Source organism: Citrobacter sp. Cpo015 (genome assembly GCF_030333035.1).
GTDB classification, from domain to species: Bacteria; Pseudomonadota; Gammaproteobacteria; order Enterobacterales; family Enterobacteriaceae; genus Citrobacter; species Citrobacter portucalensis.
The window spans coordinates 116747-142360 of record NZ_JAOWGS010000039.1 but is presented as its reverse complement, the minus strand read 5'-3'; the positions used below and the strand labels follow the sequence as shown (position 1 = coordinate 142360).

Genomic DNA, 25614 nt, shown 5'->3' with positions numbered 1-25614 from the left:
TCATCCAATTTTTGAAGCGTTAAGATCCTCGCATCAAGTAAGAGGAGAACGAATATGAGCGCGTTTGATAAACATGATTTAAGCGGATTTGTCGGCAAACATCTGGTCTATACCTACGATAATGGCTGGAATTACGAGATCTACGTGAAAAACGACACTACGCTGGATTACCGCATTCACAGCGGTATTGTGGGGAATCGTTGGGTGAAAGATCAGCGGGCCTATATTGTGCGGGTGGGGGAGAGCGTTTATAAAATTTCGTGGACCGAACCGACCGGGACCGACGTCAGTCTGATCGTAAACCTGGGTGACAAACTCTTTCACGGCACCATCTTTTTCCCTCGCTGGGTGATCAATAATCCGGAAAAAACGGTCTGCTTCCAGAATGACCATATTCCGCTGATGATGTCGTACCGCGATGCCGGCCCGGCGTATCCCACCGAGGTGATTGATGAGTTCGCGACCATCACTTTCGTACGTGACTGCGGCGTGAACAATGATGACGTTATTGCCTGTGCGGCGAGCGAACTGCCGAAAAACTTCCCGGAAAATTTACGCTAAGGCTTCTAATCGCTGCACGGCGTCTGCGGTCAGGGTAAACGGCGTGGGGGTGCACACCGCCAGGCTCAGGGTATCGAGCTGGCACTGGCTGACGGAGAGTGAGGAAGTTAACGCGGTACTGTCGACGCTGACGATTTGCCAGGCGCTACCGCCGCGCTGTTTCACGATAGCTTCTTTACGCGTCCAGATGCGCCAGAACGCCGCCAGCTGTTGCTCCGGGCGTTCGGCCTCGACTTCGGCATGTTCACCAAGACTGAATACCGTATTTGCCAGCGTTTGCCAGTTATCGCGCGGGCGAACGACTTCTATATCGCAGCCGACTTCCCCTTCGTCGCTGAGCAGCAGGGCGATATCATCACCGCTGTGGCTGAGATTGAACCACAGCGGCGTGTCAGCAGAAAAGGCCGGTTTTCCTTGCTCGCCATAGATGATGTCCGGTAATGGCGAAAGGGCATGGGAAAGCAGCACGCGACCGGCCAGCCAGCGCGCACGGTGAGCACCTTGCGGCGCTTGCTCACTCAGTGCGGCAGGCAGTGCACCAGCGCTTAAAACAGAAACTTTCCCAAGAACGATCCGGTACATATTAGGGCTAACCTTTAGTAATAATGGGGTTGTGTATCATTCTTCACATGCTGTTTGCAAGTTTATCCCGGTAATCGGCTTTTGGGCCTGCCGGGCCCCAGCAAAATTGCCAGTTTGCTGCCGCCTTTGGTGGTTTCCATCCAGATTTTACACACGCTGGTTAACGGCACGGAGAGCAACATGCCGACCGGACCGAGCAGCCATCCCCATACCAACAGAGAGAGGAAGACGATTAGCGTCGATAATCCCAGCCGATGCCCCATCATTCGGGGTTCGAGAATATTGCCAATCACCATATGCACCACCAGAAACAGTGCGCCAACCAACAGACATTCGTAAATGCCATTAAAAAGCAGTGCCTGGATCATGGGCGGGACGGCGGAAATGACCGAGCCAATGTTGGGCACGTAGTTTAACAGGAATGCCAGTACGCCCCACATCAGAGCAAACTGAATCCCCATCAGTGCCAGTCCCAGCCAGATTATGGCACCGGTCCATAAGCTGAGCAGCGTTTTCAGCGCCAGATAGTGTGACACACCCTTCAGCGCTCGATGTAGCCCCGCAATGTGGATTTGCGGATTATTCAACGCAAAACGCATCTTATAGGGGACATGACGCACCTCAAACAGCATAAAAACTACCGTCATCACCAGCAGAAAGACGCTGGCCATGGCACCAGAAAGACTCGTCATCAGCGTGGTTGTGAAGGTCATCAGCTTGTCAGAGTCCATGCGTTGCAGTATACGTTCCGGGGACATATGCAGATTCAGAAAAGGCACCATCTCTTGCAAATACAGAACCTTGCGCGTTAGCTCCTTATTGTATTTTGGCAGCAGGTCCATGAATTCAGTGATTGACGACGCCAGCACGCCAACCAACGCCGTAAGAACGATCAGCATCACAACCACGACTAAGGTAATAGCGATTGGGCGACCGACTCCCCGGCGGATAAACCAGGTGACCAGTGGATTCAATACAATGGCAAAAAAGAGGGCCAGCAGCAGCTGCACAATGATATCTGCCGCAGCATGGATACCTGCGAGGATCACCACCAGAGCGGCCAGTTTGAGCAAAATGTGCAAACCCGTTTTATCGGGCTGGGTGGTTATCATGTCTTCTTCCTGTTTGCGTTTTTGCATTAAGTGTAGCGGCTGGCTTGCGACTGATATTCCTAAACTGGCTACTGATTTCTGCTCTGCAACATGGTAGAAATGAAACACTGTTGTGAAAACGTGGTGACCCTCCATGCCCGAACCCGTCGCTGAACCGACGCTTAGCGGTTTACGCCTGAACCTGCGAATTGTTTCTGTGGTGATGTTTAACTTCGCCAGCTACCTGACCATCGGCCTGCCGCTCGCGGTGTTGCCTGGCTACGTCCATGATGTAATGGGATTTAGCGCTTTCTGGGCTGGGCTGGTCATCAGCCTGCAATATTTCGCTACGCTGCTGAGCCGTCCGCATGCCGGTCGCTATGCCGATCTGCTGGGGCCAAAGAAGATTGTGGTATTTGGGCTGTGCGGCTGCTTTTTAAGTGGCCTGGGCTATTTACTGGCGGGATCAACGAACGGCTGGCCGTTGGCCAGTCTGCTGCTGCTATGTCTGGGGCGCGTGATTCTCGGGATCGGGCAAAGCTTTGCCGGGACCGGCTCTACGCTGTGGGGCGTGGGGGTGGTTGGCTCAATGCACATCGGACGGGTGATTTCCTGGAATGGTATCGTGACCTATGGCGCGATGGCGATAGGCGCGCCGCTGGGTGTTCTGTTTTATGCCTGGGGTGGCTTACAGGGGCTGGCACTGACCGTGATGGGCGTGGCACTGTTGGCAATCCTGCTGGCGCTCCCTCGTCCGGCGGTAAAGGCCAGCAAAGGCAAACCGTTGCCATTTCGCGCGGTGCTTGGGCGCGTCTGGTTGTATGGTATGGCGCTGGCCCTGGCCTCCGCCGGATTTGGGGTAATCGCTACCTTCATTACCTTGTTCTATGATGCCAAAGGCTGGGATGGCGCCGCATTCGCGCTGACGCTTTTTAGCTGCACGTTTGTCGGTACTCGTTTGTTGTTCCCAAATGGCATCAACCGTTTAGGCGGGCTGAATGTGGCGATGATCTGCTTTAGCGTCGAGATTGTCGGGCTGTTACTGGTCGGGATGGCTTCGATGCCGTGGATGGCGAAAATCGGCGTTCTGCTGGCCGGGGCTGGGTTCTCACTGGTTTTCCCGGCGCTGGGCGTGGTGGCGGTAAAAGCCGTTCCTCAGCAAAATCAGGGTGCTGCGCTGGCGACCTACACGGTGTTTATGGATTTATCGCTGGGGGTTACCGGGCCGCTGGCCGGGCTGGTCATGACGTGGGCGGGTGTGCCGGTTATCTATCTGGCAGCGGCAGGGCTGGTAGCGGTGGCGTTATTGCTGACCTGGCGGTTAAAAAAACGGCCTCAGGTGGTGTCACCGGAGGCCGCGTCATCGTCTTAACCGTTACTGGATAACCAGCGTGTTAATGATGTTTTCTGCGGTAGTCTGCGCTTTTTGCTGATCGTCAGCAGGCAGCGTGATTTGCAGCGTCAGCAGTTGGTTGTCCACTTTACCCAACACCACGGAAGAGTATGCGGTCTGGCCTTTGGCCGAGATGATGCTGTCTAACTGCTGCAGCGTGTGGCCTTTCAGCTCAATAGATTTATTGGTGACGACCTGCAGCTGCGGATCACGGCTACGCTGCTGATCTTCCAGACGTTTTGCCAGCACGGCCAGATCTTCGTTGGTGTTGTCGCCAACAATCACAATCACCGCTTTCTGGCCGGTTGCGTCAGAATATACGTGCATATTGTTCGCCTGGGTGCCCAGCTTGCCGCTCTGATCGGTCATATCCGCTGGCAGGGAAAAACTGAGTTTGCCGTCCAGCAGGCTGACCGGTTGTCCGGTGGCGTTACTTTCTGCGGCAGCACCCTCGGCTGGCGCTTTTGTATCGCTATTATCACAGGCCGCAAGCCCCATAACCAGCAGGCCAATACCGACATATTTAACCAGATTGCGCATTGACTTCTTCCTTTCGATAAACGGCCATAACGGCTCATTCGTCCATCTTATCACAACTCGGAAAATGAACCTTTAACTCGTCTGCAATGCAGAGATTTCAGATTTATCTGCCAGCCTTTTCAGTAACATATTCAGCAACACGCCATACATTGGCAGGAAGAAAATAATGCTGATCAGCACTTTGAAGCAGTAATCGACCAGTGCGATTTCCATCCAGTGCTCGGCCATAAAGGCATCCGGGCTACGCCAGAAAGCGATAAAGAAGAAGGCCAACGTATCGCTGATATTGCCAAACAGCGTGGACGCCGTCGGTGCCAGCCACCAGCGACGGTTTTGACGCAGGCGGTTAAAGACATGCACATCCAGAATTTGTCCCAGCGCGTAGGCCATAAAGCTGGCGGCGGCGATACGGGCGACAAACAGGTTAAAGTGCAGCAGTGCGCCGAATCCTTGCCACGATCCCATATAGAACAGTGATGAAACGACATAGGAGATCAGCAGTGCGGGGATCATAACCGCAAAGATGATACGTCGAGCCAGCGGCGCGCCAAAAATACGCACGGTCAGGTCGGTCGCGAGGAAAATAAACGGAAAGCTAAACGCGCCCCATGTGGTATGGAAACCAAAAATGGAGATTGGAAGCTGCACCAGATAGTTGCTGGAGGTGATCACCAGCAGATGAAATAGCGATAGCCAGAACAACGCTTTTACGCGCTGAGTTTGTGTAAACGGAGTCATATTGTGACCTTTTTGTTGGATGGGGTGAGGGAACCCAATAAAAAACCGTCGCATGATACTGCTTTAAGAGCACATTGCAATGGTTGTTTTTCACGCAATCGTTAACCTGATTGGCTTACGCCACAACAGAGCGTAAAATAACGCCGTTTTTGTATGAATGAGACGACGATGAGCGACCTGTTTACTTCCCCCGACCATACTCTTGATGCCCAGGGGCTGCGCTGCCCGGAACCGGTAATGATGGTACGTAAAACCGTACGCGGCATGCAGGCCGGTGAAACGCTGCTGATTGTCGCCGACGATCCGGCAACAACCCGCGATATTCCTGGCTTCTGTACCTTTATGGAACATGAGCTGGTGGCCAAAGAGACCGACTCGCTGCCGTACCGCTATCTGGTGCGCAAAGGCCAGTAATCTTGTTATGCCGGATGGCGCTAACGCTTCTCCGGCCTATAAAGACTGAGTAATCTGTAGGCCTGATAAGCGAAGCGCCATCAGGCGAGAAACAGGCACTACCCTTTACGCAACAACCGCAGCGCGTTCGCGGTCACCAGCACCGTCGCCCCCGTATCCGCCAGCACCGCCAGCCACAGTCCGGTTATCCCGAGCAGCGTGGTGACGAGGAAAATCCCCTTCAGACCCAGCGCAATCGCAATGTTCTGGCGAATATTGGCGTGGGTGGCCCGCGCCAGCTGAATCATTTGCACCAGACCACGCAGACGGTTGTGGGTCAGAGCGGCATCGGCGGTCTCCAGCGCGACGTCGGTCCCGCTTCCCATCGCAATGCCGATGGTAGCCGCTTTCATTGCCGGGGCGTCGTTGATGCCGTCGCCGACCATCGCCAGCGGCGACTGTTGGTTAAGATGGGTAACGGCCTGCACCTTATCTTCCGGCAAGAGTCCCGCTTTGAATTCGAGGCCCAGTTCACCGGCAATGGCGGCGGCCGCACGCGGGTTATCACCGGTCAGGATCACGCCTTTCACGCCAATCTGATTAAGCTCGCTGATGGCGCTGCGAGCGTCATCGCGCAGCGTGTCCTGTAGGGCCAGTACGCCGAGTACAGTATCGTTACGCAGCACCAACACCACCGTTTGGCCCGCGCTTTCCAGCTCGCTAATCTGCCCAGCAAAGGCGTCGGCAGGCTGCTTACCAGCGGCGCAAATCAGTACGCGTTCGCCGTTGACCAGCGCTTCAATTCCAGAGCCAACCAGCGCCCGTTGCTCTTTTGCGACAGGAATAGACAGCTCGCGCGTTTGTGCTTCCCGAACAATTGCTTGTGCCAGCGGGTGCGTCGCGCCTTGCTCTACCGCTGCCGCCAGTGCCAGCAGTTCAGCCTCACCAATACCGCTTGCCGGATGAATCGCCGTGACGCGTGGTTTACCGACGGTCAGGGTGCCGGTTTTATCAAACGCCACCTGAGTGACTCTACCCAACTGTTCCAGCGCGGCTCCGCCTTTGATTAATGCCCCACGACGCGCCGCAGCGGCCAGACCAGAGGTAATGGCTGCGGGCGTTGAAATCACCAGAGCGCAAGGACAGCCAATCAGCAACAGCGTCAGCCCTTTATAAATCCACTCCTGCCAGGATGCGGCAAACAGCAGTGGCGGTACGAGGGTGACCAGCAGCGCAACCGCCATAATAGCTGGGGTATAAATTCGGCTGAAACGGTCAATGAAGCGCTCAATGGGGGCGCGGCGTTCTTCCGCTTCTTCAATCAGTTTCAGAATACGGTCAATGGCGCTGGCACCCGGTTCTGAGAGCACTTCCAGCGTTACCAGACGATCCACGCTGGTGGCACCCGCTGGGACTTTCTCGCCGGTGGCGCGTTCAACCGGGATCGATTCGCCGGTCAGGGCGCTCTCATCAAAGCTGGCAAAGCCGGAGACCAGTTTGCCGTCGGCAGGTAAACGCCCACCCGCGGCAACCTCAATAACATCGCCAGGTCGGAGGGTATTGATAGCCACCTCTTCGCGCTCGCCGTTACGCAGGCGTGTGGCGGTTTCCGGTTTGAGCGCCATCAGTGCGCTGACCCCTTTACGGGCGCGGCTGGCGGCCCAACCTTCCAGACGCTCGCCAATTAAAAACAGCAGCAGCACCATGGCGGCTTCCGCCGTCGCGCCGATAAACAGTGCGCCAATGGCGGCGACGCTCATCAACGTTTCAATGGCAAAGTAGCTGCCGGTTTTCATCAGACGCAGGGCCTGACGGGCAATGGGATACAGGCCGACCAGCGTGGTGGCGATAAACGCTATCTGACCGAAGGGATGATTGAACTGCTCCAGCCCCCAGCTAATCGCCATCATGATAATCAGCGAAATCAGCGGCAGGTTTTCTTTAAAACGTGACTCGGGGGCGGCGTCCGTCGCGTGCTCATCGCGCAGGGTATAGCCTGCTTTTTGCACCGCGTTTTCAACTTGCTGGCGGATATCGGAACCGGCATCGACCACCAGTTTTTCAGTGGCGAACAGAACCTGGACCTGGTTGACACCGCTGACCTGGCGGACCGCATTCTCTACTTTGCGGGCGCAAGCTGCGCAGTCCATGCCTGCCACTTTCCAGGAATAGCGGGTGCCTATTACGGTATCGGATACGGTTGGTGTAGTGGAGCAGCTTCCTTCGCAGCAGCAGTCATCCGCCTTTTGTGGTGCAGGCGCAGGCTTGAAAGAAGAGAATTGTGGAACTTTGTTGCCACGGGTATCGGGTGTCGACATGGCATCCTCCGGTTGATAATCATTTCGTATTAACCGGAGGATACACTCTGGAGTCGACTCCAGAGTCAAGCGTTTTAAAGATACAACGAACGAACAATCAGGAAATGTCCGGCGAAGTAGCAGGCGGCGGCAATGGCGTTATCGGCGCGGAAGCGGCGACGGTAATGGCTACCCAGCCAGACAATGTTGCCGATGAACAGGAGGGATGCGCCCATAAATGCCGACAGCGCCGGGGCGGTCGGGCGGAAGAACCACAGCTCACCGGCCATCCAGACCATCATCAGCGTGATGCCGATAAAGGTGCAGATAGCGACACGCAGCTCTTCCAGACGCGTCCAGATCACGGCGATCAGCAACGCCCCCAGCACTACCAGCACCAACGGCAAAGGCCAGAAGAACGACAGCGTCATTTGGCTGGCGAAGTAAATGGTATAAAGCAGATGCGACAGGAAGAATGCCCCCACGGCGTACAGCAGGCGTTGGCGCGGTAACAGCGTCAGCGCATCGCCCAGCAGCGAGGCAAGCAGGCCAGCCAGCACCAGATAGCTGATAGCGTTAAACATTGGCGCCTGCCAGGCCAGCAGTGCCAGCAGGAGTAACGTCAGGGGCTTAAAGACCCAGCGTTGCCAGGCAGGTCCACGATAGGAAGCATCCACGAACAACCATGCGGAAAGACAGACAGCGATAAACGACCAAAGCATCTTAGTTCCTTGAATTCGTTATTTTTTCGTAAGCGGGGTGCTCACGGCTCTACTGTCCAGTGTAGAGGTCGACACAGCCAGATGACAACACCATAACAGGCGATGTATGCTTATTTCCGCATTTTCTGATGGGCTAATAATATGAGCAAACCACCACTTTTTTTCATTGTTATCATTGTCTTAATCGTTGTCGCTGCGTCGTTTCGCTTTGTTCAGCAGCGGCGAGAAAAAGCCGATAATGATGCGGCGCCGCTGGTGCAAAAGCAGGTGGTGGTAAGTAACAAACGGGAAAAACCGCTAAACGATCGACGATCCCGCCAGCAGGAAGTAAGCCCGGCAGGAACCAGCATGCGCTATGAAGCCAGCTTTAAGCCACAAAACGGGGGGATGGAGCAGACGTTTCATCTGGATGCCCAGCAGTACCACGCGTTAACGGTCGGGGATAAAGGCACGCTGAGTTACAAAGGTTCGCGATTTGTTGATTTTACGCATGGGCAATAAAGCCGATCGGCACTGTATTTATCTTGCCAGTGCCGATAATAAATTCAACTGAAATATATAACACTATTCAAATATAGTTATTATTTATTCTTCTGTGAAAATAACGTTGGTATTATATTTTTTTGTGTGACTAAAATATCGATTGTATCACCATTCTGCTATCCGCCTTTCACTATCCTATTATTCCAACGTTGTCGCATGAATATAAACATGTAATTAAAATGGCTAAGGAATTGAAATGGCGAATACAATGTGGTTGACCTTGAATGGGCAGGCGCAGGGATTGATTTCTGCTGGTTGTGCATCGGTAAATTCGATAGGAAATAAATCACAAACGGCCCACCGTGATCAGATAATGGTCATGACAGTGAATCATGGCATGAGTCGGGTACAGAATGTGAACCATCAATGTTTGACGTTTATAAAGCCAGTAGATAAATCCTCGCCGTTATTAGGGAAAGCCATAACTGACAATGAAACATTGAACTGTGAATTTAGCTTCTATCGCACGAGTCCTGCGGGTTTAAATGAGTGTTATTACGCGATAAAACTTATCAATGCCAGAATATCCAGCATCCATTTACAGGTGCCTCATACTATCGATGACAGTGCGGGTCAGCCAGAAGAAGTCATTGAGCTTTCCTATGAGTCAATTACCTGGGATCACATTATGGCGGGAACCAGTGCATACAGCCTTTGGGATGAGGGAATTTATTAAGGAGTAATGATGGAAAGGTATTATGACTGGATAGGGAATCACCGTGAAGATATTCTTAGAGGAAATAACCGGCAACGTAATCAGCGTATTGAGAACGAAATCAGAACGCTGAAAAATAATCTGAATAGCAATACACAACACATTATGCTGCTAACGCTTGAAGAGGCGCAGGGCGTGATTGATGATTTGCTGGGCAGCAAATCCGTCAGTTTTTCGACCAATTATGCAGGTAATATCAAAGATGCGGCTGATGCGACTAAAAAGCTGTCAAAGCTTTTTTCTTATCAGCAGGCCGGAAAGATTGTCTTCACCTTAAAAGGCCTTGGGATTAAAGCAACGCAATATGCTTATCAGGGAAAGCTGTATGTGAAGATTACGGGCTACCCTTCTCTGCGGCGCATTCTTAACGGAACCCGTTACCGGATTAACCATCCTAAGGTACTTGAGGTGGGTATTGGCAGCGCCGGGTTTCGAAATGGCATAATGTCAGGGGCCAGATTCTGCATCTGGTTTTCCGCATGCTGGCGGTTGATTGAGCTGGCCTTTAAATCAGAACATGACGTCGCCGCATTGCTGGGGAATGTGACGATGGATGTGGCGAAGGTGATTGTGAGTATTTTTGTCTCAAGATTATCAGGTAATGTTATTCGTTGGGGCGTCTCTCTTTTTGTAACGAGTGCGACTGTTCCAGTTTGGGGGGGAATTGTTGGTGCTGTTGCATTAGGTCTATTTATTGCCTGGTCTCTGAATGAAGTGGACAAAAAATATGAGCTATCAGACAAACTGATAGCGTGTATACGTGAGGGACTTAAAGAACGGCAAAGAATCGAAGAGTGGAACGCCCAACGCCTGGGATACAGAAACTCCCTTTACGGCGGAATTTATTGATATGAATATTAATCTGGAGAACATTAAGAAAAGATGTTGTTTGTTTCTTTTTATGCTTTTTGTGGGAGGGATTAGTTGGGGGTTTTATTATGCCAGTGTGCCAGACATTACCGATCTTATTGAATCCAGAAGCATTGTTTATTTTTTATGGGGCTCATTTTCTCTGCTGCTGATGTTTCCGGTGGGTTTTTTCTTTGTTTTATGTATTGCCTACGTGACCTTTACGAAAAGCATGCAGCCGCCCAAATTCTTCGACAGGGCATTTACCATCGGTATCCACGTTGCGGGTGTAGGATTTGTTATTGGCAATATTTTATCTTTTATTGTCATTTTTTATCCTCTTGGTACTAACTATGTTTTATGTGAGCGTCCAGGCCCGACGTCTGGCACCTATTACACCCGGACCGAAGAGATTTGCGAGCAGGTGAAACACCTGCGGAAAACAAGAGCCAGTAAAGATATTCCAAAACTGAAAGATCAACTGGACGGTATATTACCACCGTGATGGTGAGTTGCAGGCCCAGCCCGGCCCGCAACGTGCCGCCGGGCGAAAAGATCACAGCTACTTCTTCAACTGATCTTTAATCTTCTTCTGCCACACCAGTAGTTCAAAGACGCCGAACAGAAAAATACGGATTTTCTCTCCGTTGGTCATTTGCGGGCCATCTTTAGGCATGGTGCTTTTTAGCAGCGCCAGCTGCATGCCATGCATCAGCACCATAAATATCAGTGCGACGTTAACGAAGATGTTAAGCGGGCGTGGAAAGGGTTGGAAAATATTCAGTAGTAAAAATGCCCAGACGCACAGCATCAACAGGCGTCCCAGGTTAATCAGCATCGTGCTCTCCTTGTGCTTCACGTTGGTACAGGCGATAGGCGACCTGTCCGGCGACTTTCTCACGGTATAGCGACCAGTTCACCGGAACCGGCGGTAAGCCGTTTTCTACTTCGCTTTCAACGTAAATATACGCTTCATTTGCCAGCCAGCCATGAGTTTCCAGAAGAGTTAATGTTTCTTCCAGTAATCCTTTGCGAAACGGCGGGTCAACAAATACCACGTTATGCGGCGTACCTGCCTGAGCCAAAAATGTCAGCGTATTGGTATTGACGACGCGGGCATGGGAGGCTTTCAGCGTGGCGAGATTCTTTTGTAGCTGCTGAGATACCGCGCGATCCATCTCCAGAAGCGTCGCATTTGCCGCATAGCGAGAGAGGGCTTCCAGCCCCAGCGCGCCGCTGCCGGCGAAGCAGTCCAGACAATGAGCATCGACCATTACCGGGGCCAGCCAGTTAAACAACGTTTCGCGCACACGGTCGGTGGTCGGACGTAAGCCGGGGCTGTCCGGAACCGGGAGTTTACGGCCACGCCATTGCCCGCCAATAATGCGGATCTGGCCGCTACCAGAGTGATTCGGTTTTTTCATTTCTATTATTGCTCAATCCGCCTATAGCATGTCATTCCAGGCGGTGATGTGAGTTAAGTTAAGTGATAGACTATTTCATCATTTTTTTAGCTGCTATGTACATAGCGTTGACGCTGTGCCATGAAGCAACAGCGGGGGAGTGTAGTCGCAAATGGCGAAAGAGAAAAAACGTGGCTTTTTTTCCTGGCTGGGCTTTGGTCAAAAAGAGCAGGCACCGGAAAACGAGACAGAAGTAAAAAATGAAGAACAACAACCGGTTGCTGAAGAAACTACCGTCGTTGACGAACAACCGCACGTTGAGGAAACCCGTAGCGAGGCTGAAACGCAAGCCTTTGCAGCTGAAGTCGTTGAAGTAACTGAACAGGTTGCGGAAATCGAAAAACTGCAGCCGGAAGAAGAACCTGTCGCCGAACAAGCGCAGCCGGAGATTGAGCCGGTTGCTGAACCCGTTGCTGAAACTGTAGTGGAAACGCCAGCAGCGGTGGTTATTGAACGCGAAGAATTGCCGCTGCCGGAAGAGGTGAAAACTGAAGAAGTTTCTGCCGAAGAGTGGCAGGCCGAAGCGGAAACCGTGGAAATCGTTGAGGCGGCTGAAGAAGAAGCTGAAAACGAACCGCAGCTGACCGACGAAGAGCTGGAAGCACAGGCGCTGGCCGCTGAGGCTGCTGAAGAAGCGGTTATGGTGGTGCCGGTAGAAGAACCTGCTGTAGAAGAACCGGTAGAAGAAGAGGCGGTCCAGGAGCAGGAAAAACCAACCAAAGAAGGTTTCTTTGCGCGCCTGAAACGCAGCCTGCTGAAAACAAAAGAAAACCTCGGTTCCGGATTTATCAGTCTGTTCCGTGGTAAAAAAATCGACGATGATCTGTTTGAAGAGCTGGAAGAGCAGCTGCTGATCGCTGATGTGGGTGTAGAAACGACCCGCAAGATCATTGCGAATCTGACGGAAGGCGCCAGCCGTAAGCAGCTTAAAGATGCGGAAGCGCTGTACGGTCTGTTGAAAGAAGAGATGGGCGAGATTCTGGCGAAGGTTGACGAACCGCTGAACGTTGATGGCAAAACACCATTTGTTATCTTAATGGTTGGCGTCAACGGCGTGGGCAAAACCACCACTATTGGTAAGCTGGCGCGTCAGTTTGAGCAGCAGGGTAAATCGGTAATGCTGGCGGCAGGTGATACTTTCCGTGCGGCGGCGGTAGAACAGCTGCAGGTTTGGGGTCAGCGTAACAACATCCCGGTGATTGCTCAGCATACTGGCGCGGATTCCGCGTCCGTTATCTTTGATGCCATCCAGGCGGCGAAGGCGCGTAACGTAGACGTGCTGATCGCTGATACCGCAGGGCGTTTGCAGAATAAATCGCACCTGATGGAAGAATTGAAAAAAATCGTTCGCGTCATGAAGAAGCTGGACGAAGATGCGCCGCATGAAGTTATGCTGACTATCGACGCCAGCACCGGGCAGAATGCGATAAGCCAGGCCAAACTGTTCCATGAAGCGGTGGGCTTAACCGGTATCACCCTGACCAAGCTGGACGGTACGGCGAAGGGCGGGGTTATCTTCTCGGTTGCCGATCAATTTGGCATCCCTATCCGCTATATCGGTGTGGGCGAACGTATCGAGGATTTACGTCCGTTTAAAGCGGACGATTTTATAGAGGCACTTTTTGCCCGAGAGGATTAACAATGATTCGCTTTGAACATGTCAGCAAGGCCTATCTCGGTGGGAGACAAGCGCTGCAGGGAGTGACTTTCCATATGCAGCCTGGCGAGATGGCGTTTCTGACCGGCCACTCCGGCGCGGGGAAAAGTACCCTGCTGAAGCTGATTTGTGGAATTGAACGGCCCAGCGCCGGGAAAATCTACTTTAGCGGGCATGACATCAGCCGTTTGAAAAACCGTGAAGTGCCGTTTCTGCGTCGCCAGATTGGCATGATTTTTCAGGATCACCACCTGTTGATGGACAGAACCGTGTTTGACAATGTGGCAATCCCGCTGATCATCGCGGGTGCCAGCGGGGACGATATTCGTCGTCGCGTGTCTGCAGCGCTGGATAAGGTCGGGCTGTTGGACAAAGCGAAAAACTTCCCGATTCAGCTCTCCGGCGGTGAACAACAACGCGTCGGCATCGCCCGCGCGGTGGTGAACAAACCTGCGGTACTGCTGGCGGATGAACCAACGGGGAACCTGGATGACGCGCTGTCAGAAGGGATCCTTCGCCTGTTCGAAGAGTTTAACCGCGTCGGGGTCACGGTATTAATGGCCACGCACGATATTGGCCTGATCTCCCGTCGCTCCTATCGCCAAATGGTTCTGAGCGATGGACATCTGCATGGAGGCCTGGCGCATGAATAGACGTGACGCTATTAACCAAATCAAACAGTTCGGTGGCCGACTGGATCGCTTTCGTAAATCGGGCGGTGCGCCGGGTGACGGCGGTCGCAACGCGCCAAAGCGTGCGAAAGCCGCGCCAAAGCCGAACTCGCGTAAAACTAATGTCTTTAACGAGCAGGTACGTTATGCGTTTCAGGGCGCATTACAGGACCTGAAAAGCAAGCCGTTGGCGACGTTTCTGACGGTGATGGTCATTGCCATCTCCCTGACGCTGCCAAGCGTGTGTTACATGGTTTATAAGAACGTAAACCATGCGGCAAGCCAGTATTATCCGTCTCCGCAGATCACCGTTTACCTGCAAAAAACGCTGGATGATGATGCGGCGGCGCGGGTGGTTGGTCAGTTGCAGGCCGAGCAGGGCGTGGAGAAAGTGAATTATCTTTCTCGTGACGACGCGCTGGGTGAATTCCGCAACTGGTCTGGCTTTGGCGGCGCGCTGGATATGCTGGAAGAGAACCCGCTTCCGGCCGTGGCGGTTGTTATCCCGAAACTGGACTTCCAGGGTACGGAGTCGCTGAACACGCTGCGTGACCGCATCGCACAAATCAACGGTATTGATGAAGTGCGAATGGATGACAGCTGGTTCGCTCGCCTGGCGGCGCTGACGGGCCTTGTCGGGCGCGTTTCCGCGATGATTGGCGTGCTGATGGTGGCGGCGGTCTTCCTCGTCATCGGTAACAGCGTGCGGCTGAGTATTTTTGCGCGTCGCGATACCATTAACGTGCAAAAACTGATTGGCGCGACGGATGGATTTATCCTGCGTCCGTTCCTCTACGGCGGTGCACTGCTCGGTTTTTCCGGTGCATTTCTTTCACTGATTTTGTCAGAAATTTTGGTGATGCGTCTGTCGTCAGCGGTGACTGAGGTGGCACAGGTATTTGGAACCAAGTTTGATATCAATGGATTATCATTCGATGAGTGCCTGTTATTGCTGCTGGTGTGCTCAATGATTGGCTGGGTGGCAGCCTGGCTTGCCACGGTTCAACATTTACGCCACTTTACCCCCGATTAAAAAATCTCTGGTATAATCTTTCCCTGCACTGAGTAGTTCGCTCTGCAGGGAAAGAGTCCCTGTGATCTCTTCCCGGCGTATTCATTGTGATGTCACATTTTGTGCGTAATCTATACACATTACGACATGGAACTTGTGGATAAAATCACTGTCTGATAAAAGATTGAATGATATTCTCGTTGCTCATAAGCTCTGGCATGGTTGTTGCTACTGGTTTTTGTTAATTAGTTTTTAGCCAATGCGCCAGATGAAAAGATTGAGAGGATTTGAATGACCAAAGAAATGCAAAATTTAGCTTTAGCCCCTGTTGGTAACCTGGAATCTTACATCCGGGCTGCGAACGCGTGGCCGATGTTGTCGGCTGACGAGGAGCGGGCACTGGCTGAAAAGCTGCATTACCAGGGCGATCTGGAAGCAGCTAAAACGCTGATCCTGTCTCACCTGCGCTTTGTTGTTCATGTTGCTCGTAATTATGCGGGTTATGGCCTGCCGCAGGCGGATCTGATTCAGGAAGGTAATATCGGCCTGATGAAAGCCGTGCGCCGTTTCAACCCGGAAGTGGGTGTGCGCCTGGTTTCCTTCGCCGTGCATTGGATCAAAGCTGAGATCCACGAATACGTTCTGCGTAACTGGCGTATCGTTAAAGTTGCGACCACCAAAGCACAGCGTAAGCTGTTCTTTAACCTGCGTAAAACCAAGCAGCGTTTGGGCTGGTTTAACCAGGACGAAGTTGAAATGGTTGCTCGCGAGCTGGGTGTTTCCAGCAAAGACGTGCGCGAAATGGAATCCCGTATGGCGGCGCAGGACATGACGTTTGACATGTCTTCAGACGACGAGTCTGACAGCCAGCCGATGGCCCCGGTGCTGTATCTGCAGGATAAATCTTCTAACTTTGCCGACGGCATTGAAGAAGATAACTGGGAAGATCAGGCCGCGAACAAACTGACTCACGCAATGGAAGGTCTGGACGAGCGTAGCCAGGACATCATTCGTGCCCGTTGGCTGGACGAAGACAACAAGTCGACGTTGCAGGAACTGGCCGATCGCTACGGCGTTTCCGCTGAACGTGTTCGTCAGCTTGAAAAGAACGCCATGAAAAAACTGCGCGCGGCGATCGAAGCGTAATCTTCCAGCCGAACTGGAAATGCTGATAAACCCTGGATGAAAATCCGGGGTTTTTTGTTTTTATCTCTTCCCCTCTCTCCTGACGTTTAAGCTTTTTGTCATCAAGTTGTTATCTGCATGTCAAATTTAGCTATTCCAAAATAATAAAAATCGGGTATGTTTTAGCAGAGTATGCTGCTAAAGCACGGGTGGCTATCCAATAATCGAAATAAAGTGCTGAACAACAACATCACAACACACGTAATAACCACAATAATGGGGATTGTCAGGATGAATATGAAGGGTAAAGCGTTATTGGCAGGATGTATCGCCCTGTCTTTGAGCAATATGGCGTTTGCTAAGGATATTAAAGTTGCCGTCGTCGGCGCGATGTCCGGTCCGGTAGCGCAGTATGGCGATCAGGAATTTACTGGCGCAGAGCAGGCGATTGCAGATATCAACGCCAAAGGCGGCGTGAAAGGCGACAAACTGGTCATGGTGAAATATGACGATGCCTGTGACCCGAAACAAGCGGTAGCGGTAGCTAACAAAGTGGTCAACGACGGGATTAAATATGTTATCGGCCACCTGTGCTCGTCTTCCACTCAGCCTGCGTCAGATATCTATGAAGACGAAGGCATTCTGATGATCACCCCAGCGGCAACGGCGCCGGAGCTGACCGCGCGCGGTTATAACCTGGTGATGCGTACCACCGGTCTGGATTCCGATCAGGGACCAACCGCTGCCAAATATATCGTTGAAAAAGTGAAGCCGAAGCGCATTGCGATCGTTCACGACAAACAACAGTACGGTGAAGGCCTGGCGCGTTCCGTGCAGGACAACCTCAAGAAAGCCAACGCTGACGTGGTGTTCTTCGACGGGATCACCGCCGGTGAAAAAGACTTCTCGACGCTGGTAGCGCGCCTGAAGAAAGAGAATATCGATTTCGTTTACTACGGTGGTTACCACCCGGAAATGGGGCAGATTCTGCGCCAGGCACGCGCTGCGGGTCTGAAAACCCAGTTTATGGGACCAGAAGGGGTAGCGAACGTGTCGCTGTCTAACATCGCGGGTGAGTCTGCAGAAGGCTTACTGGTAACGAAACCGAAGAACTACGATCAGGTTCCGGCGAACAAACCGATAGTGGACGCGATCAAAGCCAAGAAACAGGATCCGAGCGGTGCATTCGTATGGACCACTTACGCCGCGCTGCAATCCTTGCAGGCCGGTCTGAACCAGTCTGACGACCCGGCTGAAATTGCCAAATACCTGAAAGCAAACTCAGTGGAAACCGTAATGGGGCCGCTGTCATGGGATGCGAAGGGCGATCTGAAAGGCTTCGAATTCGGCGTGTTTGACTGGCATGCAAACGGGACGGCGACCGACGCCAAATAATTTTCCTGGCGCCTTTCGCGCTGCAGATGCGTTGGCTACGTTATTCAACCCCAGTCACTTACTTATGTAAGCTCCCGGGGACTTCATAACTTGCCGCCTTCCTGCAACGTGAAATTCTTGGAAAATTGCGAGATGGTTTTTTATTTTTTGCTCCCAGCATGTAGGCCGGATAAGCGTCAGCGCCATCCGGCTTTTTTATCTTTTTTCCCAGCCATTCTCCTGGGCTGTAAACCCTAACGCCTGCATAAACGCGGCCATCACGCTGCGGTCTTCGACGCCGACGTCGGCCATCCACCATGAACTCACGTCAGGGTTTTCCCGGATGACTTCTTCGATCAAATACTGCCCGACGCCGCGACGGCGGGTGATATCGCGTACGCGCAATGAATCTAATGCACCTTGCGTGCCGCTCAGGGTTACGCGAACTGCGCCTAACAGACGCTCGTTAAAGCGTGCGGCGTAGATCCGGTGCGTTTCATCTACGCTTAACGATGAGGCGGAATATTCCGGCCAGATTTTGCCCAGATCAATCTGGTCCTGGTCGCTAAAGTTATCTAAACGAACGATGGTCAGCTTCATTAACAGCATGTCCAAATCACAAAAGATGGAATGAGTGTACCGAAATAATTCGCCCGGATGCTTTCTCTTTTTTATGTGAATAACCAGATTAATAATTTTGTAACAACGGTAATGACAGTTTGAAACCGTAGAGATTGAAAAACAGGCAGAATAATACCCTGGAATGCAGCATTTTATTCGGCTCTTTGTGCCGTTATTTTATGCTGACAAACGTGCTTTTTTTTGTTTATCTATAGTGAAAAGCAGAATATTATCTTTTCTTAATCGACTGAAAAATAGAGATTTTAGCCTGATCTTGCTTAAAAAACTGCGCTAAACCATTAATGAGACTGGTAAAAATAGTGCAGTTCAAAAAAAGCACAGACTGCTTTTTAACCACATAAATACAAAATATTAATTACGTCACGAATGGGGATTCAGGTAATGAAACGGAATGCGAAAACAATCATCGCAGGGGTGATAGCACTGGCAATGTCACACGCGGTCATGGCGGAAGATATCAAGGTCGCTGTTGTCGGCGCGATGTCAGGCCCGGTCGCGCAGTGGGGCGATATGGAATTTAATGGCGCACGTCAGGCCATTAAAGATATCAATGCCAAAGGCGGGGTCAAAGGCGACAAACTGGTTGCTGTGGAATATGACGATGCCTGCGATCCGAAACAGGCCGTTGCGGTAGCGAACAAAATCGTCAATGACGGCATTCAGTACGTTATTGGACATCTGTGCTCATCTTCCACGCAGCCCGCATCAGATATCTATGAAGATGAAGGCATTCTGATGATTTCTCCGGGTGCCACAAACCCGGAACTGACCCAGCGCGGTTACGCTCACATTATGCGTACAGCGGGCCTGGACTCCTCTCAGGGGCCGACCGCCGCGAAATACATTCTGGAGAAGGTGAAGCCACAGCGTATCGCCATCATTCACGATAAACAGCAATACGGTGAAGGCCTGGCGCGTTCGGTGCAGGACAGCCTGAAAGCGGGCAAAGCCAACATCGTTTTCTTTGACGGTATCACCGCCGGGGAAAAAGATTTTTCTGCGCTGATCGCCCGCCTGAAAAAAGAAAATATCGACTTTGTTTATTACGGCGGCTACTACCCGGAAATGGGGCAAATGTTGCGTCAGGCGCGTTCCGTCGGGCTGAAAACCCAGTTTATGGGACCTGAGGGCGTCGGTAATGCGTCGCTGTCTAACATCGCCGGTGATGCTGCTGAAGGCATGCTGGTAACCATGCCAAAACGCTATGACCAGGATCCGGCGAATAAGGCTATCGTCGATGCGCTCAAAGCTGACAAGAAAGATCCAACCGGACCATACGTGTGGATCACTTATGCAGCCGTCCAGTCATTGGCGACAGCAATGGATCGCAGCGGTAGCAAAGAGCCGCTGGACCTGGTGAAAGATCTGAAAGCACACGGGGCTGATACCGTGATTGGGCCGCTGAAATGGGATGAAAAAGGCGATTTGAAGGGATTTGAGTTTGGTGTCTTCCAGTGGCATGCAGACGGTTCTTCGACCGTCGCGAAGTAATACCTGAAGACGAGTTATCCCACCGCCCGTGCAAAACGGGCGGGTTTAAAAAGGTTACCTTATGTCCGAGCAGTTCCTCTATTTCTTGCAGCAGATGTTTAACGGCGTCACGCTGGGAAGCACCTACGCGCTGATCGCCATCGGTTACACGATGGTGTACGGCATTATCGGCATGATCAACTTCGCCCACGGCGAGGTATATATGATCGGCAGCTATGTCTCCTTTATGATCATCGCAGCGCTAATGATGATGGGCATCGATTCCAGCTGGCTACTGGTCGCGGCGGGCTTCGTCGGCGCGATTGTCATTGCCAGCGCCTACGGCTGGAGCATTGAACGCGTGGCGTATCGGCCCGTGCGCAGCTCCAAGCGCCTGATCGCGCTGATTTCCGCTATCGGGATGTCCATCTTCCTGCAAAACTACGTCAGCCTGACGGAAGGTTCGCGCGACGTGGCGCTGCCCAGCCTGTTTAATGGCCAGTGGACTGTCGGCAGTAGCGATAACTTCTCTGCTTCCATCACCACCATGCAGTTGGTTATCTGGATCGTAACCTTCCTGGCAATGCTGGCGCTGACGCTGTTTATCCGTTACTCCCGTATGGGCCGCGCCTGCCGTGCCTGTGCAGAAGACCTGAAGATGGCCAGCCTGCTCGGCATCAATACCGATCGCGTGATTGCGCTGACCTTTGTGATTGGTGCGGCAATGGCGGCGGTTGCGGGCGTGCTGCTCGGTCAGTTCTATGGCGTAATTAACCCATACATCGGCTTTATGGCCGGGATGAAGGCCTTTACCGCGGCGGTACTGGGCGGCATCGGCAGCATTCCAGGGGCGATGATCGGTGGCCTGATTCTGGGCGTTGCGGAAGCGCTCTCCTCTGCTTATCTGAGTACTGAATACAAAGACGTTGTTTCATTCGCGCTGCTGATTCTGGTGCTACTGGTGATGCCGACCGGTATTCTGGGTCGCCCGGAGGTAGAGAAAGTATGAAACCGATGCATTTTGCAATGGCGCTGCTCTCTGCCGCTATGTTCTTCGTCCTGGCGGGCGTCTTTATGGGCGTTCAGTTAGAGCTGGACGGTACCAAGCTGGTAGTGGATACCGCCGCGGATATCCGCTGGCAGTGGGTGTTTATCGGCACTGGCGTGGTCTTTCTCTTCCAACTGCTGCGTCCAGCCTTCCAGAAAGGCCTGAAGAGCGTCTCCGGACCAAAGTTTATTCTGCCGGCGATTGACGGCTCCACCGTTAAACAGAAGCTGTTCCTGGTGGCGCTGCTGGTGATTGCCGTGGCGTGGCCGTTTATGGTGTCACGCGGTACGGTGGATATCGCCACGCTGACGATGATTTATATCATCCTCGGCCTCGGCTTAAACGTGGTGGTAGGGCTTTCGGGCCTGCTGGTGCTGGGCTACGGCGGCTTCTATGCCATCGGCGCTTACACCTTCGCGCTGCTGAACCACTATTACGGACTCGGCTTCTGGACTTGTCTGCCGCTGGCGGGACTGGTTTCCGCTGCTGCGGGCTTCCTGCTCGGCTTCCCGGTACTGCGCCTGCGCGGTGATTATCTGGCGATTGTGACCTTAGGCTTCGGCGAAATCGTCCGCATCCTGCTGCTCAACAACACCGAAATAACCGGCGGTCCAAACGGTATTAGCCAGATCCCGAAACCGACCTTTTTCGGTCTGGAGTTCAGCCGTACCGCCCGTGAAGGCGGCTGGGATACCTTCAGCAACTTCTTTAACGTCAAGTACGATCCGTCTGACCGCGTCATTTTCCTCTATCTGGTGGCGCTGCTGCTGGTGGTCTTCTCGTTGTTTGTTATTAACCGTTTGCTGCGTATGCCGCTGGGTCGTGCGTGGGAAGCGCTGCGTGAAGATGAAATTGCCTGTCGCTCGCTGGGCTTAAACCCTACGCGCATCAAGCTGACAGCCTTTACCATCAGCGCCGCGTTTGCCGGTTTTGCCGGTACGCTGTTTGCCGCGCGCCAGGGCTTCGTCAGCCCGGAATCCTTCACCTTTGCCGAGTCGGCCTTTGTGCTGGCGATTGTGGTACTGGGCGGAATGGGCTCACAGTTTGCGGTGATCCTCGCAGCTATCCTGCTGGTGGTGTCACGCGAGCTGATGCGTGATTTCAACGAATACAGCATGTTAATGCTGGGTGGTTTAATGGTACTGATGATGATCTGGCGTCCGCAGGGCTTGTTGCCGATGACCCGTCCACAGTTGAAGCTGAAAAACGGGGAAGCAAAAGGAGAGCAGGCATGAGTCAGCCATTATTATCCGTTAACGGCCTGATGATGCGCTTCGGCGGTCTGCTGGCGGTAAACAACGTTGAACTGGAACTGCGACCGCAGGAGATTGTCTCGTTAATCGGCCCGAACGGTGCGGGGAAAACCACGGTCTTTAACTGTCTGACCGGTTTTTATAAGCCGACCGGCGGGACGATTAAGCTGCGCGACCAGCACCTGGAAGGGCTGCCGGGTCAGCAAATCGCGCGTATGGGCGTGGTACGTACTTTCCAGCACGTGCGTCTGTTTCGCGAAATGACGGTGATTGAAAACCTGCTGGTGGCGCAACATCAGCAACTGAAAACCGGCGTCTTCTCCGGCCTGTTGAAAACCCCGTCGTTCCGTCGCGCGCAGAGTGAAGCGTTGGATCGCGCCGCCACCTGGCTGGAGCGTATTGGCTTGCTGGAGCATGCCAACCGTCAGGCCAGTAACCTGGCCTATGGCGACCAGCGTCGTCTGGAAATTGCGCGCTGCATGGTGACCCAGCCGGAAATCCTGATGCTCGACGAACCCGCTGCTGGACTCAACCCGAAAGAGACCAAAGAGCTGGACGAGCTGATTGCTGAACTGCGTAACCATCACAACACCACCATTTTGTTGATTGAGCACGACATGAAGCTGGTGATGGGGATTTCTGACCGTATTTACGTGGTGAACCAGGGCACGCCGCTGGCGAATGGGACGCCGGAACAGATTCGTAATAACCCGGATGTTATCCGCGCCTATTTAGGTGAAGCATAATGGGGGCGAGTATTACTATGGATAAGGCGATGTTATCGTTCGACAAAGTCAACGCCCACTACGGCAAGATACAGGCGCTGCACGACGTCAGCTTGTATATCAACCAGGGTGAAATCGTTACTCTGATTGGTGCTAACGGCGCGGGAAAAACCACGCTGCTCGGCACATTGTGTGGCGACCCGCGAGCGACCAGCGGGCGAATCGTCTTTGATGGTAAAGACATTACCGACTGGCAGACGGCGAAAATCATGCGCGAAGCGGTAGCGATTGTGCCGGAAGGGCGTCGCGTGTTTTCCCGCATGACGGTGGAAGAGAACCTGGCGATGGGCGGCTTCTTTGCCGAAAAGGACCAGTTTCAGGAACGCATCAAATGGGTGTATGACCTGTTTCCCCGTCTGCATGAGCGTCGTATTCAGCGTGCGGGAACGATGTCCGGCGGTGAACAGCAGATGCTGGCGATAGGCCGTGCGCTGATGAGCCAGCCGAGGCTGCTGCTGCTTGATGAACCGTCGCTGGGTCTGGCGCCGATTATCATCCAGCAGATTTTTAACACCATCGAACAGCTGCGCGAGCAGGGGATGACCATCTTCCTCGTCGAACAGAACGCTAACCAGGCGCTGAAGCTCGCCGATCGCGGCTACGTGCTGGAAAACGGTCATGTGGTGCTGGAAGACACCGGTGATGCGTTACTGGCTAACGAAGCGGTGCGTAGCGCGTATCTGGGCGGTTAATCATTCTCTGAATAGACAAGGGGCCCGCTGTGGCCCCTTTTTATTGCTCTATGTTATTATTGAGAATAGTTATCAATAATAAAAATGAACATGGAGAAAGGATGATTCGTTCAGGTACCTGCATGATGATTGGCAGTTTGTTTTTGACGCTTTCACTAACCACCCAGGCCTCAACACCGCCAGCGTTTGACCCGCGCGATCCCGCTATCTGGGAAGAGAAACCGGACAACCCGTTAGCGCAATCCGACTCGCCCTGCGAAGTGTTTACCAGCTCGGTATGCCCAGGCTGGGATGATGATAAATCGGATATCCAACGTGAACGTGAGCGGCGAGAGCAGCAGCGTTTACAGAATGAATATGAGCGACGCTGGCGTCGGGATTAATCTTCCTTGCTGGAGCAGCAGATAACGCCATCCAGGCCGGAGAAGGTATAGCGATATCCGGCTTTGTTGTGCACCACCCCGCATTTTCCTGTCACTACGCTTTCACCGCCTTGCCATCTGTTTGTCGCCTTACTATCTTTTTTTTGTAATAAAAAAGTTATTTTTCTGTCATTCGAGCATGTCATGTTACCCCCGCGAGCATAAAACGCGTGATATCGCGCATCCGGCACAACAAGAGAGATAACCGATGATATCGTTACGACATACAGCTTTAGGACTGGCACTTAGCCTGGCATTTGCAGGTCAGGCACTGGCGGTCACCACTATCCCGTTCTGGCACTCAATGGAAGGCGAACTGGGTAAAGAAGTTGATTCACTGGCGCAACGTTTTAATGCAGCCAATCCCGACTACAAAATTGTTCCGCAGTACAAAGGCAACTACGAGCAGAGCCTGAGTGCAGGAATTGCTGCTTTCCGTACCGGAAACGCGCCTGCGCTGCTGCAGGTTTATGAAGTGGGTACGGCAACCATGATGGCCTCAAAAGCCATTAAACCGGTCTATGAAGTATTCAAAGAGGCTGGCATTAACTTCGATGAGTCTCAGTTCGTACCGACCGTTTCCGGTTACTACACCGACTCTAAAAGCGGACACTTGCTCTCCCAGCCGTTTAACAGCTCCACTCCGGTGCTGTACTACAACAAAGATGCCTTCAAAAAAGCCGGTTTAGACCCGGAGCAGCCGCCGAAAACCTGGCAGGATCTGGCGGAATATACCGCGAAGCTGAAAGCCGCAGGCATGAAGTGCGGTTACGCCAGCGGCTGGCAGGGATGGATTCAGATTGAAAACTTCAGCGCCTGGAACGGTCTGCCGGTAGCAACCAAAAACAACGGTTTTGACGGTACTGACGCGGTGCTGGAGTTCAATAAACCTGAACAGGTGAAACACATCGCTCTGCTGGAAGAGTTGAACAAAAAAGGGGATTTCAGCTACTTCGGGCGTAAGGACGAATCCACTGAGAAGTTCTACAACGGGGATTGTGCCATTACCACCGCCTCTTCCGGTTCGCTGGCCGACATCCGCCACTACGCTAAATTCAATTATGGCGTCGGGATGATGCCGTACGATGCCGATGTGAAGGGCGCGCCGCAGAATGCGATTATCGGTGGGGCCAGCCTGTGGGTGATGCAGGGCAAAGACAAAGCAACCTACGAAGGCGTGGCGCAGTTCCTCAACTTCCTGGCGAAGCCTGAAATTGCTGCCGAATGGCACCAGAAGACCGGCTATCTGCCGATCACCACCGCTGCCTACGACCTGACCCGTGAGCAGGGCTTCTATGAGAAGAACCCTGGGGCTGATATCGCCACCCGCCAGATGCTGAACAAGCCGCCGTTGCCGTTCACCAAAGGGCTGCGTTTGGGCAATATGCCGCAGATCCGCACTATTGTGGATGAAGAGCTGGAAAGCGTCTGGACCGGGAAGAAAACCCCGCAGCAGGCACTGGATGCCGCCGTTGAGCGTGGCAATCAGTTACTGCGCCGCTTTGAGCAATCGACCAAGTCTTAAGTGTATAAGTGCCTGATGGCGCTGTGCTTATCAGGCCTACAAGTTTGTAGT

Annotated in this window: 28 protein-coding genes and 1 pseudogene; 19 read left to right on the top strand and 10 right to left on the bottom strand. The window is 52.8% G+C overall.

Going from position 1 to position 25614, the window contains the following annotated elements; genetic code table 11:
• Positions 1-54: 54 nt before the first annotated feature.
• Positions 55-561: a phenolic acid decarboxylase gene (locus OGY67_RS22325; protein ID WP_234691902.1), complete on the top strand. Its 507-nt coding sequence runs from the start codon at positions 55-57 to the stop codon at positions 559-561.
• Here OGY67_RS22325 and acpT read toward each other — a convergent pair.
• Positions 553-1143, bottom strand: a complete 591-nt coding sequence (acpT, locus tag OGY67_RS22320; RefSeq protein WP_137378278.1) for a 4'-phosphopantetheinyl transferase AcpT — start codon at positions 1141-1143, stop codon at positions 553-555. The two genes, OGY67_RS22325 and acpT, sit on opposite strands and share 9 nt — an antisense overlap.
• Before the next feature lie 62 nt (positions 1144-1205).
• A complete protein-coding gene (locus OGY67_RS22315) occupies positions 1206-2255 on the bottom strand; it encodes an AI-2E family transporter (RefSeq protein ID WP_079934309.1) in 1050 nt (349 codons plus the stop codon).
• 133 nt (positions 2256-2388) lie between these two features.
• Here OGY67_RS22315 and OGY67_RS22310 point away from each other — a divergent pair, with 133 nt between their 5' ends.
• A complete protein-coding gene (locus OGY67_RS22310; protein WP_003827545.1) occupies positions 2389-3606 on the top strand; it encodes an MFS transporter in 1218 nt (405 codons plus the stop codon).
• A 3-nt stretch (positions 3607-3609) separates the two neighbouring features.
• Here the strand turns inward: OGY67_RS22310 and OGY67_RS22305 are convergent, their stop codons facing one another.
• Entirely contained in the window at positions 3610-4167 is a 558-nt protein-coding gene (locus OGY67_RS22305) for a DcrB family lipoprotein (RefSeq protein ID WP_003827547.1), read from the bottom strand.
• Positions 4168-4239: 72 nt separating this feature from the next.
• On the bottom strand, positions 4240-4905 hold the full coding sequence (locus OGY67_RS22300; protein ID WP_003827549.1) for a 7-cyano-7-deazaguanine/7-aminomethyl-7-deazaguanine transporter: 666 nt from the start codon (positions 4903-4905) through the stop codon (positions 4240-4242).
• Positions 4906-5073: 168 nt separating this feature from the next.
• Between OGY67_RS22300 and tusA the strand changes: the two genes are divergently transcribed.
• A complete protein-coding gene (gene tusA, locus OGY67_RS22295) occupies positions 5074-5319 on the top strand; it encodes a sulfurtransferase TusA (RefSeq protein ID WP_003827551.1) in 246 nt (81 codons plus the stop codon).
• 98 nt (positions 5320-5417) lie between these two features.
• Here the strand turns inward: tusA and zntA are convergent, their stop codons facing one another.
• Together zntA and OGY67_RS22285 are read right to left on the bottom strand one after the other, a co-directional pair.
• Positions 5418-7616: a Zn(II)/Cd(II)/Pb(II) translocating P-type ATPase ZntA gene (gene zntA, locus OGY67_RS22290; protein ID WP_286574519.1), complete on the bottom strand. Its 2199-nt coding sequence runs from the start codon at positions 7614-7616 to the stop codon at positions 5418-5420.
• 74 nt (positions 7617-7690) lie between these two features.
• Complete coding sequence (locus OGY67_RS22285) at positions 7691-8317, bottom strand: lysoplasmalogenase (RefSeq protein ID WP_003827558.1); 627 nt, start codon at positions 8315-8317, stop codon at positions 7691-7693.
• A gap of 141 nt (positions 8318-8458) precedes the next feature.
• Between OGY67_RS22285 and OGY67_RS22280 the strand changes: the two genes are divergently transcribed.
• The 4 genes from OGY67_RS22280 (at position 8459) to OGY67_RS22265 (ending at position 10929) form a co-directional block, all read left to right on the top strand.
• Positions 8459-8818 carry a DUF2500 domain-containing protein gene (locus tag OGY67_RS22280; RefSeq protein ID WP_234691900.1) on the top strand — a complete coding sequence of 120 codons (360 nt, stop codon included), beginning with the start codon at positions 8459-8461 and terminating at the stop codon, positions 8816-8818.
• A 238-nt stretch (positions 8819-9056) separates the two neighbouring features.
• Positions 9057-9536 carry an Hcp family type VI secretion system effector gene (locus OGY67_RS22275; RefSeq protein ID WP_234691899.1) on the top strand — a complete coding sequence of 160 codons (480 nt, stop codon included), beginning with the start codon at positions 9057-9059 and terminating at the stop codon, positions 9534-9536.
• Positions 9537-9542: 6 nt separating this feature from the next.
• Positions 9543-10424: a hypothetical protein gene (locus OGY67_RS22270; protein WP_286574518.1), complete on the top strand. Its 882-nt coding sequence runs from the start codon at positions 9543-9545 to the stop codon at positions 10422-10424.
• A 1-nt stretch (position 10425) separates the two neighbouring features.
• Positions 10426-10929, top strand: coding sequence for a DUF1240 domain-containing protein (locus OGY67_RS22265; RefSeq protein ID WP_286574517.1), 504 nt, complete (start codon positions 10426-10428; stop codon positions 10927-10929).
• A 57-nt stretch (positions 10930-10986) separates the two neighbouring features.
• Here OGY67_RS22265 and OGY67_RS22260 read toward each other — a convergent pair whose 3' ends face one another.
• A complete protein-coding gene (locus tag OGY67_RS22260; RefSeq protein ID WP_003023415.1) occupies positions 10987-11262 on the bottom strand; it encodes a DUF1145 family protein in 276 nt (91 codons plus the stop codon).
• Complete coding sequence (gene rsmD / locus OGY67_RS22255) at positions 11252-11848, bottom strand: 16S rRNA (guanine(966)-N(2))-methyltransferase (RefSeq protein WP_032945257.1); 597 nt, start codon at positions 11846-11848, stop codon at positions 11252-11254. The genes OGY67_RS22260 and rsmD overlap by 11 nt, the downstream gene beginning before the upstream one ends.
• 151 nt (positions 11849-11999) lie before the next feature.
• On the opposite strand from rsmD, the gene ftsY reads away from it, so the two are divergent.
• The 5 genes from ftsY to livJ all read left to right on the top strand — a co-directional run bounded on the left by ftsY (position 12000) and on the right by livJ (position 17747).
• Positions 12000-13526 (top strand): signal recognition particle-docking protein FtsY, encoded by a 1527-nt coding sequence (gene ftsY, locus OGY67_RS22250; RefSeq protein WP_234691895.1) that lies wholly within the window; start codon positions 12000-12002, stop codon positions 13524-13526.
• A gap of 2 nt (positions 13527-13528) precedes the next feature.
• Entirely contained in the window at positions 13529-14197 is a 669-nt protein-coding gene (ftsE, locus tag OGY67_RS22245; RefSeq protein WP_003023420.1) for a cell division ATP-binding protein FtsE, read from the top strand.
• Entirely contained in the window at positions 14190-15248 is a 1059-nt protein-coding gene (gene ftsX / locus OGY67_RS22240) for a permease-like cell division protein FtsX (RefSeq protein ID WP_003837835.1), read from the top strand. The genes ftsE and ftsX overlap by 8 nt, the downstream gene beginning before the upstream one ends.
• 270 nt (positions 15249-15518) lie before the next feature.
• Complete coding sequence (rpoH, locus tag OGY67_RS22235) at positions 15519-16373, top strand: RNA polymerase sigma factor RpoH (RefSeq protein WP_003023425.1); 855 nt, start codon at positions 15519-15521, stop codon at positions 16371-16373.
• Positions 16374-16643: 270 nt separating this feature from the next.
• The gene (livJ, locus tag OGY67_RS22230) at positions 16644-17747 is read left to right on the top strand and encodes a branched chain amino acid ABC transporter substrate-binding protein LivJ (RefSeq protein ID WP_139153507.1); all 1104 of its coding nucleotides are present in this window, start codon (positions 16644-16646) and stop codon (positions 17745-17747) included.
• Between the two features lie 83 nt (positions 17748-17830).
• Here livJ and OGY67_RS23815 read toward each other — a convergent pair.
• Together OGY67_RS23815 and panM are read right to left on the bottom strand one after the other, a co-directional pair.
• Positions 17831-17958 (bottom strand): annotated as a pseudogene (locus OGY67_RS23815) (hypothetical protein).
• Positions 17943-18326: an aspartate 1-decarboxylase autocleavage activator PanM gene (panM, locus tag OGY67_RS22225; RefSeq protein ID WP_003827573.1), complete on the bottom strand. Its 384-nt coding sequence runs from the start codon at positions 18324-18326 to the stop codon at positions 17943-17945. Before panM ends, OGY67_RS23815 begins: the two are co-directional and overlap by 16 nt.
• A 423-nt stretch (positions 18327-18749) precedes the next feature.
• Here panM and livK point away from each other — a divergent pair, with 423 nt between their 5' ends.
• From livK to ugpB, 7 genes are all read left to right on the top strand, one after another.
• Positions 18750-19859, top strand: a complete 1110-nt coding sequence (gene livK, locus OGY67_RS22220) for a high-affinity branched-chain amino acid ABC transporter substrate-binding protein LivK (protein ID WP_003023433.1) — start codon at positions 18750-18752, stop codon at positions 19857-19859.
• Positions 19860-19920: 61 nt separating this feature from the next.
• Positions 19921-20847 (top strand): high-affinity branched-chain amino acid ABC transporter permease LivH, encoded by a 927-nt coding sequence (livH, locus tag OGY67_RS22215; protein WP_003827575.1) that lies wholly within the window; start codon positions 19921-19923, stop codon positions 20845-20847.
• Positions 20844-22121, top strand: a complete 1278-nt coding sequence (livM, locus tag OGY67_RS22210) for a branched chain amino acid ABC transporter permease LivM (protein WP_032945254.1) — start codon at positions 20844-20846, stop codon at positions 22119-22121. The genes livH and livM overlap by 4 nt, the downstream gene beginning before the upstream one ends.
• The gene (gene livG, locus OGY67_RS22205; RefSeq protein ID WP_003023438.1) at positions 22118-22885 is read left to right on the top strand and encodes a high-affinity branched-chain amino acid ABC transporter ATP-binding protein LivG; all 768 of its coding nucleotides are present in this window, start codon (positions 22118-22120) and stop codon (positions 22883-22885) included. Before livM ends, livG begins: the two co-directional genes overlap by 4 nt.
• Before the next feature lie 17 nt (positions 22886-22902).
• Entirely contained in the window at positions 22903-23616 is a 714-nt protein-coding gene (gene livF, locus OGY67_RS22200) for a high-affinity branched-chain amino acid ABC transporter ATP-binding protein LivF (RefSeq protein ID WP_003827581.1), read from the top strand.
• Positions 23617-23717: 101 nt separating this feature from the next.
• The gene (locus OGY67_RS22195; RefSeq protein ID WP_003827582.1) at positions 23718-23999 is read left to right on the top strand and encodes a hypothetical protein; all 282 of its coding nucleotides are present in this window, start codon (positions 23718-23720) and stop codon (positions 23997-23999) included.
• A 247-nt stretch (positions 24000-24246) separates the two neighbouring features.
• Positions 24247-25563 (top strand): sn-glycerol-3-phosphate ABC transporter substrate-binding protein UgpB, encoded by a 1317-nt coding sequence (gene ugpB, locus OGY67_RS22190; RefSeq protein ID WP_003827583.1) that lies wholly within the window; start codon positions 24247-24249, stop codon positions 25561-25563.
• Positions 25564-25614 lie beyond the last annotated feature (51 nt).